Consider the following 16,793-nt stretch of genomic DNA (forward strand, 5'->3'; position numbering starts at 1 on the left):
CAGGGCAGTCGGTCTGCAGGCGGGTGTGCAGGGGGACCTGCAGCGAGGAGGCGGGCGGTGTCATGGCCGGCGCCACGCGCGCCCGTCCCGGGCGAGCATCGCGGTCGCCGACTCCGGACCCCAGGTGCCCGACCGGTACGGGTCGGGCTTGCCCTTGCTGGCCCAGTGCGCGGTGATCGGGTCGAGGATCTTCCAGGACAGCTCCACCTCCTCGTGGCGCGGGAAGAGCGGCGGGTCACCGAGGAGCACGTCGAGGATGAGGCGTTCGTAGGCCTCGGGGGAGGACTCGGTGAAGGCGTGCCCGTAGCCGAAGTCCATCGTCACGTCGCGGACCTCCATCGCGGTGCCCGGGACCTTGGCTCCCAGGCGCAGCGTCACGCCCTCGTCCGGCTGGACGCGGATGACGATCGCGTTCTTGCCGAGCTCGGTCGTCGCGGTGGACTCGAAGGGCAGGTGAGGCGCCTTCTTGAAGACGATCGCGATCTCGGTCACCCGACGGCCGAGCCGCTTGCCCGCACGCAGGTAGAACGGCACACCGGCCCAGCGGCGGGTGTCGATGTCGACGCGGATCGCGGCGAAGGTCTCGGTCGTGGACGCCGGGTCGGTGCCCTCCTCCTCGAGGTAGCCCACGACCTCCTCGCCGCCCTGCCACCCGGACTCGTACTGGCCGCGCGAGGTGTGCTTGGAGAGGTCGGCCGGCAGCCGCATGGCCGAGAGCACCTTGATCTTCTCGGCGATGAGGTCGTTCGCGCTGAAGGAGACCGGCTCCTCCATCGCGGTCAGGGCGAGGAGCTGGAGCAGGTGGTTCTGGATGACGTCGCGCGCGGCACCGATGCCGTCGTAGTAGCCCGCGCGGCCGCCGATCCCGATGTCCTCGGCCATCGTGATCTGCACGTGGTCGACGTAGTTCGCGTTCCAGATCGGCTCGTACATCTGGTTGGCGAAGCGCAGCGCGAGGAGGTTCTGGACCGTCTCCTTGCCGAGATAGTGGTCGATGCGGAAGACCGAGTCGGGGGAGAAGACCTCCGAGACGACGTCGTTGAGCTCCCGGGCGCTGGTGAGGTCGTGCCCGAAGGGCTTCTCGATGACCACCCGGCGCCACGCGTCCTCGCCGGACTTCGACAGGCCGGAGCGGGCGAGCTGCTTGCACACGACCGGGAAGGCGCTGGGCGGGACGGACAGGTAGAAGGCGTGGTTGCCGCCGGTGCCGCGGATCTCGTCGAGCTCGGCGACGGTCTCGCTGAGCCGCTCGAAGGCCTCGTCGTCGTCGAAGGTGCCCTGGACGAAGCGGATGCCCTCGGCGAGCTGCTTCCACACGGACTCCCGGAAGGGTGTGCGCGCGTACTGCTTGACGGCGTCGTGCACCACCTGGGCGAAGTCCTGGTCCTCCCAGTCGCGGCGGGCGAAGCCGGTGAGGGCGAAGCCGGGCGGGAGCAGGCCGCGGTTGGCGAGGTCGTAGACCGCGGGCATGAGCTTCTTGCGGGCGAGGTCACCGGTGACGCCGAAGATGACCAGGCCGCACGGCCCGGCGATGCGCGGCAGGCGCAGGTCGCGGGGGTCGCGCAACGGGTTGGAATCGGCTTCGATCTTTGCGGGTCTCACTGGCGCCACCATTTCTCAGAGTGCGGGTGCTCGTCTGCTCCCAGGTGCTCGGGTCGTCCCGACGCCGGACCGCACGTCGAGATGCCCCTGTCCCATTATCAGGTGGGACCCTGAATCGTCTCAGGTCGTCTCAGGACCGGGCGGCCGACAGGCCGGTCGAGACGGTCGCGAGCAGCTCCTCCCAGCTGGTGACGAACTTCGTGAGGCCGTCCGTCTCCAGGTGGTCGGTGATCGCGGCAAGGTCGCCGCCCACCTCGGCGAAGGCACCGACGGTGGCGGCGGCGGCGGTGAGGTTCGGGGTGATCGTGTCCCCGGTGACGACGCCGTGGTCGGCGACCGCCTCCAGGGTCGCCTCGGGCATCGTGTTCACCACGCCCGCCGCGACGAGCTCGGTGACGTACAGCGTGTCGGGGTAGGCCGGGTTCTTCACTCCGGTCGAGGCCCACAGCGGCCGTTGGGGCTGCGCGCCGAGCGCCGCCAGCGCCGCCCAGCGCGGGCCGGCGAGCACCTGGGTGTGGATGTCGTAGGCGAGCCGGGCGTTGGCCACGGCGACCGTGCCCTGCAGCGCGAGGGCAGCGGGGGAGGCGAGTGCGGCCAGGGCCGCGTCGGCCGCGCCGTCCACCCGGGAGATGAAGAACGAGGCGACCGACCCGATGCCGGTGACGTCGAGCCCGGCGGCGGCGGCCTGCTCGATCCCGGCGAGGTAGGCGTCGATCACGGCGGAGTAGCGCTCGAGGGAGAAGATCAGTGTGACGTTGACGCTGATCCCGGCCGCGATGGTGGCGGTGATCGCGGGCAGACCCTCGACCGTGGCCGGGATCTTGATGAAGAGGTTGGGCCGGTCGATGGTCTCCCACAGGACGCGGGCCAGCGCGACGGTGCCGGCGGTGTCGCGGGCGAGGCGCGGGTCGACCTCGATGGAGACGCGGCCGTCCACGCCGGCGGAGGCGTCGTAGGCGGGGCGCAGGACGTCGCACGCGTCCCGCACGTCGCGGGTGGTGATGGCCCACACGGCGGCGTCGACGTCCGCACCGCCGGCGGCGAGCTCACCCAGCTGGGCGTCGTAGCTCGAGCCCTTGGCGAGGGCACCGGCGAAGATCGTCGGGTTCGTGGTCACCCCCACGACGTCGCGGGTGGACAGGAGACCGGCGAGGTTGCCGGAGGTGATGCGATCCCGGGAGAGGTCATCGAGCCAGATGGCCACCCCCTCTGCGGACAGCTGGGCGGTGGCTTCAGACTGACGGGGGGTGGTGGGCACGATGACCTCTCCTAGGGATGTGGTGCTCGTCTGGTGCGGGTGGTGCGGGTGGTGCGGGTGCTGCGGGTGCTGCGGGTGGTGCTCGTGGTGCGGGTTCGCCGGACCCGGGCGCGTTCTGCGGCCCGAGCCCGGCGAGGTGGAGCAGGTGGAGCAGGTGGATCAGCGCTGGTCGCCCGTGCCGCCCTCGGAGGGGACCGGTGCGGCGCCGGGGGCAGCCGAGCCGGCTGCCGCGATGGACTCCTTCGCGGCGGCGGCCACGGCCTCGGCCGTGATGCCGAACTCACGGTAGAGCGTGGCGAAGTCCGCGGAGGCGCCGTAGTGCTCGATGCTCACCGAGCGTCCGGCGTCCCCGACGAGGTCACGCCAGCCCTGGGCGATGCCGGCCTCGACCGAGACACGGGCCTTGACCGAGGCGGGCAGGACCGACTCGCGGTAGGCCGCGTCCTGGGCGTTGAACCACTCGAGGCAGGGGACCGACACGACGCGGGCGTTGATGCCCTCACCGGCCAGCGCCTTGCGGGCGTCGACGGCGAGCTGGACCTCGGAGCCGGTGCCCAGCAGGATCACGTCGGGCGTGCCGTTGGGGGCCTCGGCGAGCACGTAGGCACCGTGGGTGACGCCCGACGCGGAGCCGAACTCCTCGCCGGTGGCCGCACCCTCGCCGCGGGTGAACGTCGGGACGTTCTGACGGGTGAGGATGACGCCGGCGGGGCGGTCGGTGTGCTCCAGGAGCGTCTTCCAGGCCCAGGAGACCTCGTTGGCGTCGGCGGGACGCACGACGTCGAGACCCGGGATCGCGCGCAGCGACGCGAGGTGCTCGATCGGCTGGTGCGTGGGACCGTCCTCGCCCAGGCCGATGGAGTCGTGGGACCACACGAAGGTCGACGGGATCTGCATGAGCGCGGCGAGACGCACAGCCGGGCGCATGTAGTCGGAGAAGACAAGGAACGTCCCGCCGTAGGCACGGGTGCCACCGTGCAGCACGATGCCGTTGAGGATCGCGCCCATGGCGTGCTCACGGATGCCGAAGTGCAGGGTGCGTCCGTAGGGGTGGCCGGTCCAGGCGGCGGTGGAGTGCTCGGCCGGGATGAAGGACGGCTCGCCCTCCATGGTCGTGTTGTTCGACTCGGCGAGGTCGGCCGAACCACCCCAGAGCTCGGGCAGGACCGGCGCGAGCGCGCTGAGGACCTTGCCGGAGGCGGCGCGGGTGGAGACGGCCTTGCCACCCTCGAAGCTCGGCAGGACGTCGTCCCAGCCGGCCGGGAGGGTGCGGGTGCTCAGGCGCTCCAGCAGAGCGGCGCCCTCGGGGTTGGACGCAGTCCAGGCGTCGAAGCCGGTCGACCACTGCGCGCGCAGCTCGGCGCCGCGGGCGCCGACCTCACGAGCGTGCGCGAGCACGTCGTCGGCCACCGCGAAGCTCTCCTCGGGGTCGAGGCCCAGGTTGATCTTCAGGCCCTTGACCTCAGCGGCGCCGAGGGCGGAGCCGTGGATCTTGCCGGTGTTCTGCTTGCTCGGCGACGGCCAGCCGATGATCGTGCGCAGCGCGATGATCGAGGGCTTGTCGGTCTCGGACTTCGCGGCTGCCAGGGCGGCGGCGAGCTCCTCGACGTTCTCGACGTAGCCGGTGCCACCCTCGGTCCAGTCCACGCGCTGGGTGTGCCAGCCGTAGGACGCATAGCGGGCCAGCACGTCCTCGCTGAAGGAGATGTTGACGTCGTCCTCGATCGAGATGTGGTTCTGGTCGTAGATGACCACGAGGTTGCCGAGCTTCTGGTGACCGGCGAGGGAGGACGCCTCGGAGGTGACACCCTCCTGCAGGTCGCCGTCGCCGGCGATGACGTAGATCGTGTGGTCGAAGGGGCTCTCGCCGGGCGCGGCGGCCGGGTCGAGGAGGCCACGCTCACGACGGGCGGCCATGGCCATGCCCACCGAGGAGGCCAGACCCTGGCCGAGGGGGCCGGTCGTGATCTCGACGCCGTCTGTGTGGGCGTACTCGGGGTGCGCCGGGGTCTTGGAGCCCCACGTGCGCAGCGACTTGATGTCGTCGAGGTCGACGTCGTAGCCGGAGAGGAAGAGCTGCAGGTAGATCGTCAGCGACGAGTGACCGGCGGAGAGGACGAAGCGGTCGCGTCCCACCCACTGGGAGTCGCTCGGGTCGTGGCGCAGCACCTTCTGGAAGAGCAGGTAGGCGGCCGGGGCCAGCGAGATCGCGGTGCCGGGGTGGCCGTTGCCGACCTTCTCGACGGCGTCTGCAGCCAGGGCCTTGATGGTCTTGACCGCGCGGTCGTCAAGCTCTGACCACTCGAAAGGCTTCGCTGCGGGGGTGAAGGCGTTCACCGAACCTCTTTTCTTCGCAGGCGCTGAGCCCGCTCGTTCCGACAGGATGGGAGGACTGGCACGAGTCTGCGAGCGATGGCGCGAGGCGCCCGTCCCAGCAGAGCTCAGTGCCACGATACGGCTGCCGGCTCGCGCGGGGATGGGACGTCCGCCAGACGGTCGGCGGGGCGCGCGTGGATCGGCATCGATCGCGGGTCCAGCCTAACCCGTCGATCAAGCATGGTGTTAACGTTCACAATCACGGTTGTCGATGCACCGGGCAATCAACGTCACAGTCGCGGGCCCCCTGATGGGCAGGGACTTACCGGGCCGACGTCGTAGCATGGGGGGACGTTGGTCACCCTGTCGCCCACGAGTCTCCTCGGGCGCCTGACCTTCCATCGGACGCAGAACGGAACCAGCCCCGCGTGCACACCTCGAGTCCAGCCTCGGCCCACCCGTCCCGCCCGCACCTGGGCCACGGAGGCCCCGAAGCCACGTCGCCTGCGGCGACCGCCTCCGACGAGCCGACGACGCCGGCCGCCGTGTGGCGCGCCCGCATCGGCGCCTACGTGGCGCTGACCAAGCCCCGGGTCATCGAGCTGCTGCTGGTCACGACCGTCCCGACGATGCTGCTCGCGGCGGGCGGGTTCCCCTCGCTCTGGCTCGTGCTGGCGACCCTGATCGGCGGCGCGGCCGCGGCCGGGGCCTCCGGGGTGCTCAACTGCTACATCGACCGTGACATCGACGAGGTGATGAACCGGACCAAGCGTCGTCCGCTGGTCACCGGTGAGATCAGCCCGCGCAACGCCCTGATCTTCGGGCTCGCGCTCGGCGCCTTCTCCCTCGTGTGGTTCGCGGTCTTCACCAACCTGGCCGCGGTGCTCTGGACCGCCGCCGCGATCGCCATCTACGTCGTCGGCTACACGATGATCCTCAAGCGCCGCACCCCGCAGAACATCGTCTGGGGCGGTATCGCCGGCTGTATGCCGGTGTTCATCGGCTGGACCGCGGTGACCGGCTCGCTCAGCTGGGGCGCCGTCTCGCTCTTCCTCGTGATCTTCTTCTGGACGCCGCCGCACTACTGGCCGCTGTCGATGAAGTTCCGCCGCGACTACGCCGATGCCGGCGTCCCGATGCTCCCCGTCGTGGCCGACGACATCAAGGTCGCCCGCGAGATGGTCATCTACACGGTCGCGATGATCGCGTGCTCGCTCGCGCTCGTCCCGCTCGAGGGCATGACCTGGGTCTACGCCCTCATCGCCACCGGCCTGGGCGCCTGGTTCCTGGGCCAGTGCATCGGGATGTACCGCCGGGCGCTCGACCCGGGCCGCGGCAAGCTCGGCGCCATGAAGGTGTTCCACGCCTCCATCACGTACCTCACGCTGCTCTTCGTGGCCGTCGGCGTCGACGTCTTCCTGCCGCTGTAGCCCGCAGGCGCCCGGACGATCCTGTGTCAGCGACGACCACCGCGCGAGCGCTGCAGGAGTACCTCGACCACCTGACGATCGAGCGCGGCCGATCGGCGAACACCGTCGCGGCCTACCGCCGCGACCTCACCCGGTACACCGCCTACCTCGACGGGCTGGGGCTGGGGCCCGGTGAGGTGACCACCGCGGTCGTGGAGGACTACGTCGTCGTGGTGCGCACCGGGTCCGACGGCGGGGCGGCGCTGGCCGCCGGGTCGGCCGCCCGCAGCCTGGCCGCGCTGCGCGGCTGGCACGGGTTCGTCCTCGACGAGGGTCAGGCCACCCACAACCCCGCGCACGGCATCCGTCCCCCCGCCCAGGGCAAGCGCCTGCCCAAGGCGATCTCCACGCACGAGGTCGAGCTCCTGCTCGCCGCGGCCGGCGCCGGCGACGGCCCGGGGGCGCTGCGGGACAAGGCCCTGCTCGAGCTGCTCTACTCCACCGGCGCGCGCATCTCCGAGGCGGTCACCCTCGACGTCGACGACCTCGACCTGACGCCCGGGACGGCGTCCGTGCGCCTGTTCGGCAAAGGCAGCAAGGAGCGGGTGGTCCCGGTCGGGTCCTACGCGGTCGACGCGCTCGACGCCTACCTCGTCCGCGCCCGGCCCGAGCTCGCCGGGGCCGGGCGAGGGACCCCCGCGGTGTTCCTCAACACCCGAGGCTCCCGGCTCAGCCGGCAGAGCGCCTGGGCGATCCTGCGGGCCAGCGCCGAGCGCGCCGGGCTGCCCGGCGCCGCGCACGTGTCCCCGCACACCCTGCGCCACTCCTTCGCCACCCATCTGCTCTCGGGCGGGGCCGACGTCCGTGTCGTCCAGGAGCTGCTCGGGCACGCCTCGGTCACCACGACGCAGATCTACACGATGGTCACCGCCGACGCCCTCCGCGAGGTCTACGTCCAGTCCCACCCTCGCGCCCTCTAGACGCGGTTCGGGGAGGGGCGACGGCGCGCTTCCGCCCACGGTCGGCCGGGCTGCGGTAGCGTTGGCGCGTGAGCAGCCAGGCCCCCAGCACAACCGAGATCAACGGACCCACCCTCGACCCGGTCGGGCGTCCGTTGCCGGCCTTCGACGTCCCCGAGCTGCTGGAGGGACACGGCCCCGCGCGGATCATCGCCATGTGCAACCAGAAGGGTGGGGTCGGCAAGACGACGACCACCATCAACCTCGGCGCGTGCCTGGCCGAGTACGGGCGCCGGGTGCTCATCGTCGACTTCGACCCCCAGGGCGCCGCGTCGGTCGGGCTGGGCGTCAACACCCACGAGCTCGACCGCACCGTGTACTCCCTGCTCATGGAGCGTGCGGCGGACATCCACGAGATCATCGTGCCGACCCGGTTCCCACGCCTGCACGTGCTCCCCGCGAACATCGACCTGTCGGCGGCCGAGGTCCAGCTCGTCGGTGAGGTGGCCCGCGAGTCGGTCCTGGCCCGTGTGCTGCGCCCTGTCCTGGACGACTACGACGTCATCCTCGTCGACTGCCAGCCCTCCCTCGGCCTGCTCACCGTCAACGCCCTCACCGCCGCCCACGGGGTGCTCATCCCGCTCGAGTGCGAGTTCTTCGCGCTGCGCGGGGTCGCGCTGCTGGTGGAGACGATCGAGAAGGTCCGGGACCGGCTCAACCCGCGCCTCGAGGTCGACGGGATCATCGCGACCATGTTCGACCCGCGCACCCTGCACTCCCGCGAGGTCATCGCGCGGGTCTACGAGGCCTTCGGCGACACGCTCATGCAGACCGTGATCGGGCGGACGGTGAAGTTCCCGGACGCCTCCGTCGCCGCCGAGCCGATCACCACCTACGCGCCCACCCACTCCGGCGCCGTGGCGTACCGCCAGCTGGCCCGCGAGCTCGTGGCGCGTGGCGACGCAGCCTGAGTTGACGCAGCCTGAGGTGGCGCTGCCTGGGGTGAGCCTGCCTGAGCCGGCCGCGGAGCCGGCGGGTTTCCGGGTGCACCTGGACAACTTCGAAGGCCCCTTCGACCTGCTGCTCTCGCTCATCGCCAAGCACAAGCTGGACATCACCCAGATCGCCCTCGCCCAGGTCACCGACGAGTTCATCGGGTACATCCGCGGCGCCGGCAAGGACCTGTCCACCACGAGCGAGTTCCTGCTCGTGGCCGCGACCCTGCTCGACCTCAAGGCCGCCCGGCTGCTGCCCACCGGCGATATCGAGGACACCGAGGACCTCGCCCTGCTCGAAGCCCGGGACCTGCTCTTCGTCCGGCTGCTCCAGTACCGCGCGTACAAGCAGCTCGCCGGCGTCTTCGCCGACCGGCTCGCCGACCAGGGACGTGGGCTGCCGCGCGCCGTCCCGCTCGAGCCGCACCTCGCCGAGCTGCTCCCCGAGCTCGTGTGGACCACCACCCCGGCGGACCTCGCGGCCCTGGCGACCCGGGCGCTCGCCCCGCGCCCCGGGCCTCCCCAGGTCGACACGAGCCACGTGCACGCCCCGACGGTCAGCGTCCGCGACGAGGCGGACCTCATCGCGCGGCGGCTGCGCCGCGGCGGACCGGCGACCTTCCGCGCCCTGGTGGCCGACGCACCGACCCGGCTGGTCGTCGTCGCGCGGTTCCTCGCCCTGCTCGAGCTGTTCCGCGAAGGTGTGCTCGCCTTCGACCAGATGACGCCGCTCGGGGAGCTCACCGTGCGATGGACCGGCGCGGAGGAGGGCGACGTGATCTTGACGACACTGACCTCGGAGGTCGGCGATGACTGACCAGACCGCCGCCACCGACGACGACGTCGCCGCGACCGACGTCGCCGCCCTGCCCGGGGGAGCCCTCGCCGCCATCGAGGCGATCCTCATGATCGCCGACGCGCCGGTCTCGGCCGTGCGCCTCGCGGTGGCCCTGCACCTGCCGCTCGAGCGGGTCGAGGACCTGCTCTGGCGGCTGCAGCTGGAGTACTCCCAGGCCGCGCGACCGCAAGGATTCGAGCTGCGCGAGGCGGGTGGCGGCTGGAGGTTCTACTCCGCACCGGCCTTCGCCGACGTCGTCGGGCAGTTCGTCACGGACGGACAGTCGGCCCGGCTGTCCCAGGCGGCACTGGAAACTCTCGCGGTGATTGCGTACCGTCAACCTGTCACCCGGGGGCAGGTCTCTGCTGTCCGCGGGGTCAGCGTCGATGGTGTGGTGCGTACGCTGACCATGCGGGGCCTCGTCGCCGAGGTCGCCGTGGAGGCGTCCAGTGGTGCGACCCTGTACGGAACCACGGGATACTTCATGGAGCGCATGGGCTTCACATCGCTCGACGAGCTACCCGCACTGGCACCACATCTGCCCGAGATCGACTCTGAGGAGATGGCCGACGACGCCCAGCGTCGCGGCCTCGCGGAGCGATGGGCAGTCCCGGGGCCCGCCGAGCCGGCGGAGCAGCTGGATGCGATCAAACTGGAGGAAAAAGTAGATGAGTAACACCCGTGGCGGCCGCAAGAAGGCACGCCCGCAGGAACCGCCCCGCGACGTCCACGTGCCCGACGGCGTGCGGCTCCAGAAGGTCCTGGCGACCGCCGGTCTCGGCTCGCGTCGAGCCTGCGAGAACCTCATCACCGCCGGCCGCGTCGAGGTCGACGGTGTCCTGGTCACCGAGCTCGGTGTCCGCATCGACCCCGACAAGAACGTCATCCACGTCGACGGTCTGCGGATCCAGCTCGACCAGTCGATGCTCACCCTTGCGCTGAACAAGCCGCTCGGTGTCGTCTCGACCATGCACGACCCCGACGGCCGCCCGACCCTGTCGGAGTTCGTCGCGGACCGCCCCGAGCGCCTCTTCCACATCGGCCGCCTCGACGCCGACTCCGAGGGTCTCATCCTGCTCACCAACGACGGCGAGCTCGCCAACCGGCTGGCGCACCCCAAGTACGAGATCCCCAAGACCTACCTCGTGCACGTCGAGGGCAAGGTCCAGGCGACGCTGGGGAACAAGCTCACGCACGGCATCGAGCTCGAGGACGGCACCGCCAAGGTCGACAAGTTCCGGATCGTCGACTCGACCCCGCACGCCACCCTCATCGAGGTCGAGCTGCACGAGGGCCGCAACCGCATCATCCGCCGGATGTTCGCCGAGGCCGGGTACCCGGTCAACCAGCTCGTCCGCACGAAGATCGGCCCGGTCCGCCTGGGCGACCTGCGTCCCGGACGCGTCCGGGTGCTCGGCCAGACCGAGCTCGGCACGCTCATGGCGGCCGTCGACCTCTGAGCAGGTCGGCCCGCTGCCTCTGAACAGGCGGCGGACCACTGCGGCCGGGCGCGGTGCGCCCGGCCGGCGATCAGCACGACCCAGCACGACGACCCAGCACGACGACTCAGGGAGTGACCCATGACGGTGCGCGCGATCCGCGGCGCAACGCAGCTCGACGTCGATGAGCGCGAGCACCTGTTCGACCGCACGACCGAGCTCGTGACGGAGGTGCTCGCCGCGAACGACCTGTCGACCGAGGCGCTCATCTCGATCATCTTCACCTGCACCCCGGACCTCGTCGCCGACTTCCCGGCCGCGGCCGCCCGGGAGATGGGCCTGGGCGACGTACCGCTCATGTGCGCGACGGAGATCGCCGTGCCTGGCGCGCTCCCGCGCGTCGTGCGCCTCATGGCGCACGCGAACCTCGACGCGGCGCGCGCCGACGTCCGCCACGTGTACCTGCACGGTGCGACGAGCCTGCGCAAGGACCTCGCGCAGTGAGCGGGGCTGCGACCGGGTCTGTGAACGTCCCGCTGACCGTCGCGATCGACGGGCCGTCCGGGTCGGGCAAGTCGAGCGTCTCCCGCCAGGTCGCCCACCGGCTCGGGCTCGCCTACCTCGACACCGGCGCGATGTACCGCGCCGCCACCTGGTGGTGCGTCCAGCAGGGCGTCGACCTCGGTGACGCCGTCGCCGTCGCCGACCTCGTGGCCGCCATGCCGCTCGAGATGGGCCTCGACCCGCTCGCGCCGACCGTGCACGTGGACGGCACCGACATCGCCGAGGCGATCCGCGACTCCGCGATCTCCACCGCGGTCAGCGCCGTCGCCACGAACCTCGCGGTCCGCGCCGAGCTGCGCGCCCGGCAGTGCGCCGTGATCGACGCCGAGCGCACCGGCGGCTTCTCCGGCGGCGCCGGCGTCGTCGCCGAGGGCCGCGACATCACGACCGTCGTCGCCCCCGACGCCGACGCCCGGATCCTGCTCACCGCGAGCGAGGAGGCGCGCCTGGCGCGCCGCGCCCGTGACGTGCACGGAGCCGACGACGCGGCCGCCGTCGAGGCGACCCGCGACCAGGTGCTGCGCCGCGACCGCGACGACTCGACCGTGTCCCAGTTCCAGGTGGCTGCGGACGGCGTGGTCACGGTGGACTCCTCCGACCTCGACTTCGAGGAGACGATCACCGCCGTCCTCCAGGTGGTCGCCACCGTCACCGGATCGGCCGCCGGGCTCACCCGGTGACCAGCGGCGCACCGGCAGCACCGGGTGCGCCGGGCCTGCGCAGCCCGGCCTGGGCACGGTGGGTCGGGCGGTTCCTGGCCCGCGTGGTGTGGAGCACCGAGGTGGTCGGCACCGAGCACGTGCCGGCCTCGGGCCCCGTGCTCTTCGCCGCCAACCACACCGGTCTCATGGACGGCCCGATCGTGGTCGGCGGGTCACCGCGCCCGGTGCACATGATGGTCAAGGACTCGATGTTCTCCGGCCCGCTCGGTGTGATCCTGCGCGCATCCGGACAGATCCCGGTCGACCGTGACCACCCCCGCGCAGCCCTCACGAGCGCGGCCGCGGTGCTGCGCCGCGGCGGGGTGGTCGGAGTCTTCCCCGAGGGCAACCGTGGGCGCGGCGACCTCGCCGACGCACGCGCCGGCGTGGCCTGGCTCGCCCTGGCCACCGGGGCCCCGGTGGTACCGGTGGCGGTCCTGGGGACGCGGCGCACCGGGGAGAAGGTCGGCGCGATCCCGGGCCTGCGGCGCCCCCTGGTGGTCCAGTTCGGCCCGCCGGTGAGCATCACCCGCGCCCCGGGCACGAGCGGGAAGGTCGCCCTGGACCGGGGGAACGAGGAGGTCCGACGCGCGCTGCGCGCGGTCGTGGCGGACGCCGTCGGGCGCAGCGGGATCACGTTGCCGGTCGACGATCCGAACCGCGAGGGGCCCACCTGAGGGGTGCGGGAGCGCGCCCGCACGGGCGCTGCGGCGTCGGGCAGGACGGGGTGTGTTCGTGGGACCCCTCTGCGGCTGGGACAATGGGTGTATGAGCACGCCTGAACAGAACCTTTCCGAGGACCTGACCGCGCCCGCGGCGTCCCCCGCAACCCCCAGCACCGCGAGCGAGGCAGCAGCCTCCCAGGTGCCGTCCGGCAGCGAAGGGCCCTCCGACGAGGTCCGTGAGCGCGCCCTGCGCGCCGGGCTCGAAGACTACGAGCTGGCCGAGGACGACCTCGCGCTGCTCGGTGGAGAGCTCGGGGAGGGCGGCGACGAGGACGCAGCCCTCGCACTGCCCGTGCTCGCCGTCGTCGGGCGACCCAACGTCGGCAAGTCGACGCTGGTCAACCGCATCATCGGCCGCCGCGAGGCGGTCGTGGAGGACAAGCCCGGGGTGACCCGGGACCGTGTGAGCTACCCCGCCGAGTGGGCCGGGCGCCGCTTCATGCTCGTCGACACCGGCGGCTGGGAGGTCGACGTCGCCGGCATCGAGGCGCGCGTCGCCGAGCAGGCCGAGGTCGCGATCAGCCTCGCCGACGCCGTGATGTTCGTCGTCGACGCGACCGTGGGACCGACCTCGACCGACGAGCAGGTCGTCCGGATGCTGCGCCGGTCCGGCAAGCCCGTGATCCTGTGCGCCAACAAGGTCGACGGCCCGCGCGCCGAGGCCGACGCCTCCGAGCTGTGGAGCCTGGGCCTGGGCGAGCCCTTCCCGGTCTCCGCGCTGCACGGCCGTGGCACCGGCGACCTGCTCGACGCCGTCATGCGCACCCTGCCGACCGAGACGGTCCACGGCAAGGCGATCGTCCACGGTCCGCGCCGCGTGGCGCTCGTGGGACGCCCCAACGTGGGCAAGTCCTCCCTGCTCAACAAGGTCGCCGGAGCCGAGCGTGTGGTCGTCGACTCCGTCGCCGGCACCACCCGTGACCCGGTCGACGAGCTCGTCGAGCTGCGCGGCAAGCCGTGGATGTTCGTGGACACCGCCGGTATCCGCCGCCGCGTGCACCAGACCTCCGGCGCCGACTTCTACGCCTCGCTGCGCACGCAGGCCGCGATCGAGAAGGCCGAGGTCGCCGTCGTGCTCCTCGACGCGAGCGAGAAGCTCACCGAGCAGGACACCCGCGTGATCTCCCAGGTCATCGACTCCGGTCGAGCCGTGGTCATCGCGTACAACAAGTGGGACCTCATGGACGAGGACCGTCGTCCGTTCCTCGAGCGCGAGATCGAGCGTGACCTCGTCCAGGTGCAGTGGGCCCCGCGGGTGAACATCTCCGCGGCGACCGGCTGGCACACCGACCGGCTCGTGCCGGCCCTGGAGAAGTCGCTCGAGTCCTGGGACATGCGCATCTCGACCGGGCGCCTGAACTCCTTCCTCGGCGAGCTCGTCGGCGAGCACCCGCACCCGCTGCGTGGTGGCAAGCAGCCGCGCATCCTCTTCGCGACGCAGGCGTCCACCCGGCCGCCGCGCTTCGTCATCTTCGCGACCGGGTTCCTCGAGGCCGGCTACCGACGCTTCATCGAGAGGCGCCTGCGGGAGACCTTCGGCTTCGAGGGCTCGCCGATCTCCATCTCGGTGCGCGTGCGCGAGAAGCGCAAGCGCTGACCGGACCGCTCCCTGACCCGGGCAGCTGTGACGTGAGCCACTCGGCTCGGTCGCCGCTGTCCGGGTCTGTGCGTTCCCGGGGTGTACTCGGTAGGGTCGGGCCATGAGCGAATCCGGACTGGACCAGGCACGGCGCAAGATGCGCGACGGCGGCGTGCACACGACCGCGATCGACGTGTTCTCCCACTTCTACGGGCTGCTGGAGGCGGGGGAGACGGGGATCATCGCCGAGGCGGACGTCGACCCGCTCGTCGACGTCCCGCGCCAGAGTGACCTCGACGTCACCGAGGAGGTGGGGCGCGCGGCGCTCGCCCAGACGGCGGTCATCAAGCTCAACGGCGGGCTCGGCACGTCAATGGGGATGGACAAGGCGAAGTCGCTGCTCACCGTGCGCGGGGAGGAGTCCTTCCTCGACGTCATCGTCGGGCAGGTCCGTCACGCCCGGGCTGCGTTTGGCGTGAAGCTGCCGCTCGTGTTCATGAACAGCTTCCGCACGCAGGACGACACGCTGGCGGCGCTGGCCGCCCACCCGGACGTGGCCGTGGACGGGGTGCCGCTCGACTTCCTGCAGAACCGGGAGCCGAAGCTGCGCGCCGACGACCTCACGCCGGTGGCCTGGGAGGCCGACCCGAGCCTGGAATGGTGCCCTCCGGGGCACGGCGACCTGTACACGGCCCTGCAGACCTCCGGGGTGCTCTCGGCGTTGCTGGCGGCCGGCTACCGGTACGCGCACGTGTCCAACTCCGACAACCTCGGTGCGGCCCCCGACGCGGCCCTCGCCGGGTGGTTCGCCTCCTCCGGGGCGCCCTTCGGCGCGGAGGTCGCCGTGCGCACCCCGGCCGACCGCAAGGGCGGCCACCAGGTGGTCCGCAAGAGCGACGGCCGGATCGTGCTGCGCGAGACCGCTCAGACGCTCGACGCGGACGCGGCTGCTGCTGCCGACATCTCCAAGCACCGGTACTTCAACACGAACAACCTCTGGTTCGACCTGTCGGCGCTTGCGGACGAGCTCTCCCGGTCCGGTGGGGTGCTGGCGCTGCCGCTCATCCGCAACGCCAAGACGGTGGACCCGGCCGATGCGTCGTCGACGCCGGTCATCCAGATCGAGTCCGCGATGGGTGCCGCGATCGAGGTGTTCGAGGGAGCGGTGGTGCTCGAGGTGGATCGGGGACGGTTCCTGCCGGTGAAGACGACGAACGACCTGCTCGTGCTGCGCTCTGACGTGTACGAGCTGGGGGAGGACTACCGCCTGACCGCGGTGGTCGACGCGCCGCTGGTGGACCTGGATGCGTCGTTCTACAAGACCATCGGGGCCTTCGACGCGCGGTTCGCGGCCGGGGCACCTTCACTGGTCGGGGCGACGTCGCTGACGGTCGCGGGGGACTGGACGTTCTTGGCCGACGTGACCGCCGTGGGCGCTGCGTCTCTGGCCGATCCGGGTGCTCCGGCGACGGTGCCGGCTGGGGCCACCATCAGCGCCGACGGCATCATGGAGTCGTGAGCACCTCTCCGGATGGGGTAATGTTCTCTACGGCCCTCCGGGGTCGGTGAGGTTCTCACAACGGGTCTTCGGGCCCAGGGTGGGAACCTTCGGGATGTGGCGCAGCTTGGTAGCGCACTTGACTGGGGGTCAAGGGGTCGCAGGTTCAAATCCTGTCATCCCGACCAGCGTTTACGCAGGTCGGAGGCCATCACCGCGAAAGCGGTGGTGGCCTTTTTCGTGTCTGAAGGGGCCCTGGGGGCCTAACTGGGGGCCTAAGTCTGGTGTGGACGCGTGTGGACACAGTTTGATAACGATGACCTCTCGGACATCAGCGCTAGGGCGCCTGCTCCATCGGGGATGGTGGGGTTCGTGCGCCGACGGTCCAAGGCGATCTGCCCGACGACGGTGGAGCTGGTGGCTTATCGCTCGATGTACGCGGCGAGAGTGGGCGCGCGGTCGACCGGTGTCGCGGCCGCGCCTCGAACCCCTGCCGCGGCCGCCGAACCCCTGAACGCCAGCCTGGGCGGCGGCCTCGACCTATCGACCGTGCAACGCGAACTCATCGCGGCTCACGTCGAGCAGTGAGCGTCCCGGCACCGCGCATTCGTATCTCGGCCCCGAGTCCCCACGATGGGCGCCGCAGATGTAGGCGTGACCGTCGACTCGAGTAGAAGTTTCAGTGTCGCCCGAGGACGCCAGCAGCATCGACCTCGGCCTGATCGACCAACCGGTGAACCGACACCCCCAACTGCTTGGCAGCAGCGAACGACGACGCAGTCACGTTCTGATACTCGCCGAGGTGCTCGTCGACCAACCTCACGGCACGAGCCTTCGGCTCCGAATGATCTTCTTGGGGCAGATTCTCCTTAGGCTCAAACAGGAGCGGTATCAAACCTGGCCCTTTAGG

15 protein-coding genes and 1 tRNA gene are annotated in these 16,793 nt (G+C 71.2%); 12 read left to right on the plus strand and 4 right to left on the minus strand.

Annotated features, from left to right (window positions below; genetic code table 11):
- Positions 1-60: 60 nt before the first annotated feature.
- The 3 genes from zwf to tkt form a co-directional block, all read right to left on the minus strand.
- Positions 61-1,602, minus strand: coding sequence for a glucose-6-phosphate dehydrogenase (gene zwf, locus ACWA15_RS09010; RefSeq protein WP_464059292.1), 1,542 nt, complete (start codon positions 1,600-1,602; stop codon positions 61-63).
- 130 nt (positions 1,603-1,732) lie between these two features.
- On the minus strand, positions 1,733-2,863 hold the full coding sequence (tal, locus tag ACWA15_RS09015) for a transaldolase (RefSeq protein ID WP_464059468.1): 1,131 nt from the start codon (positions 2,861-2,863) through the stop codon (positions 1,733-1,735).
- A 156-nt stretch (positions 2,864-3,019) separates the two neighbouring features.
- Positions 3,020-5,197: a transketolase gene (tkt, locus tag ACWA15_RS09020; protein ID WP_464059293.1), complete on the minus strand. Its 2,178-nt coding sequence runs from the start codon at positions 5,195-5,197 to the stop codon at positions 3,020-3,022.
- Positions 5,198-5,721: 524 nt separating this feature from the next.
- On the opposite strand from tkt, the gene ACWA15_RS09025 reads away from it, so the two are divergent.
- The 12 genes from ACWA15_RS09025 to ACWA15_RS09080 all read left to right on the plus strand — a co-directional run bounded on the left by ACWA15_RS09025 (position 5,722) and on the right by ACWA15_RS09080 (position 16,071).
- Positions 5,722-6,606: a heme o synthase gene (locus ACWA15_RS09025; RefSeq protein ID WP_464059470.1), complete on the plus strand. Its 885-nt coding sequence runs from the start codon at positions 5,722-5,724 to the stop codon at positions 6,604-6,606.
- 23 nt (positions 6,607-6,629) lie between these two features.
- A complete protein-coding gene (locus ACWA15_RS09030) occupies positions 6,630-7,565 on the plus strand; it encodes a site-specific tyrosine recombinase XerD (protein ID WP_464059294.1) in 936 nt (311 codons plus the stop codon).
- A 68-nt stretch (positions 7,566-7,633) separates the two neighbouring features.
- Positions 7,634-8,515: a ParA family protein gene (locus tag ACWA15_RS09035; protein WP_464059295.1), complete on the plus strand. Its 882-nt coding sequence runs from the start codon at positions 7,634-7,636 to the stop codon at positions 8,513-8,515.
- A 31-nt stretch (positions 8,516-8,546) separates the two neighbouring features.
- The gene (locus ACWA15_RS09040) at positions 8,547-9,356 is read left to right on the plus strand and encodes a segregation and condensation protein A (RefSeq protein ID WP_464059296.1); all 810 of its coding nucleotides are present in this window, start codon (positions 8,547-8,549) and stop codon (positions 9,354-9,356) included.
- On the plus strand, positions 9,349-10,053 hold the full coding sequence (gene scpB, locus ACWA15_RS09045; protein WP_464059297.1) for an SMC-Scp complex subunit ScpB: 705 nt from the start codon (positions 9,349-9,351) through the stop codon (positions 10,051-10,053). The genes ACWA15_RS09040 and scpB overlap by 8 nt, the downstream gene beginning before the upstream one ends.
- Positions 10,046-10,837, plus strand: coding sequence for a pseudouridine synthase (locus ACWA15_RS09050; protein ID WP_464059298.1), 792 nt, complete (start codon positions 10,046-10,048; stop codon positions 10,835-10,837). The genes scpB and ACWA15_RS09050 overlap by 8 nt, the downstream gene beginning before the upstream one ends.
- A gap of 120 nt (positions 10,838-10,957) precedes the next feature.
- A complete protein-coding gene (gene aroH / locus ACWA15_RS09055; RefSeq protein ID WP_464059299.1) occupies positions 10,958-11,320 on the plus strand; it encodes a chorismate mutase in 363 nt (120 codons plus the stop codon).
- Entirely contained in the window at positions 11,317-12,060 is a 744-nt protein-coding gene (cmk, locus tag ACWA15_RS09060; RefSeq protein ID WP_464059300.1) for a (d)CMP kinase, read from the plus strand. The genes aroH and cmk overlap by 4 nt, the downstream gene beginning before the upstream one ends.
- Positions 12,057-12,758 carry a lysophospholipid acyltransferase family protein gene (locus ACWA15_RS09065; protein WP_464059302.1) on the plus strand — a complete coding sequence of 234 codons (702 nt, stop codon included), beginning with the start codon at positions 12,057-12,059 and terminating at the stop codon, positions 12,756-12,758. The genes cmk and ACWA15_RS09065 overlap by 4 nt, the downstream gene beginning before the upstream one ends.
- 91 nt (positions 12,759-12,849) lie before the next feature.
- Positions 12,850-14,403 carry a ribosome biogenesis GTPase Der gene (gene der / locus ACWA15_RS09070; RefSeq protein WP_464059303.1) on the plus strand — a complete coding sequence of 518 codons (1,554 nt, stop codon included), beginning with the start codon at positions 12,850-12,852 and terminating at the stop codon, positions 14,401-14,403.
- 103 nt (positions 14,404-14,506) lie between these two features.
- Positions 14,507-15,904 carry a UTP--glucose-1-phosphate uridylyltransferase gene (locus ACWA15_RS09075; protein WP_464059304.1) on the plus strand — a complete coding sequence of 466 codons (1,398 nt, stop codon included), beginning with the start codon at positions 14,507-14,509 and terminating at the stop codon, positions 15,902-15,904.
- 90 nt (positions 15,905-15,994) lie between these two features.
- Positions 15,995-16,071 (plus strand) — tRNA-Pro (locus ACWA15_RS09080).
- 491 nt (positions 16,072-16,562) lie between these two features.
- Here the strand turns inward: ACWA15_RS09080 and ACWA15_RS09085 are convergent.
- Complete coding sequence (locus tag ACWA15_RS09085) at positions 16,563-16,706, minus strand: hypothetical protein (RefSeq protein WP_464059305.1); 144 nt, start codon at positions 16,704-16,706, stop codon at positions 16,563-16,565.
- Positions 16,707-16,793 lie beyond the last annotated feature (87 nt).

It is taken from the genome of Sanguibacter sp. TS_SC_8, assembly GCF_055361235.1.

Bases quoted from the DNA above. Each gene is read 5' to 3' on its own strand.
- scpB (WP_464059297.1), top strand. From the start codon at position 9,349: ATGACTGACCAGACCGCCGCCACCGACGACGACGTCGCCGCGACCGAC.
- ACWA15_RS09050 (WP_464059298.1), top strand. From the start codon at position 10,046: ATGAGTAACACCCGTGGCGGCCGCAAGAAGGCACGCCCGCAGGAACCG.
- aroH (WP_464059299.1), top strand. From the start codon at position 10,958: ATGACGGTGCGCGCGATCCGCGGCGCAACGCAGCTCGACGTCGATGAG.
- der (WP_464059303.1), top strand. From the start codon at position 12,850: ATGAGCACGCCTGAACAGAACCTTTCCGAGGACCTGACCGCGCCCGCG.
- ACWA15_RS09075 (WP_464059304.1), top strand. From the start codon at position 14,507: ATGAGCGAATCCGGACTGGACCAGGCACGGCGCAAGATGCGCGACGGC.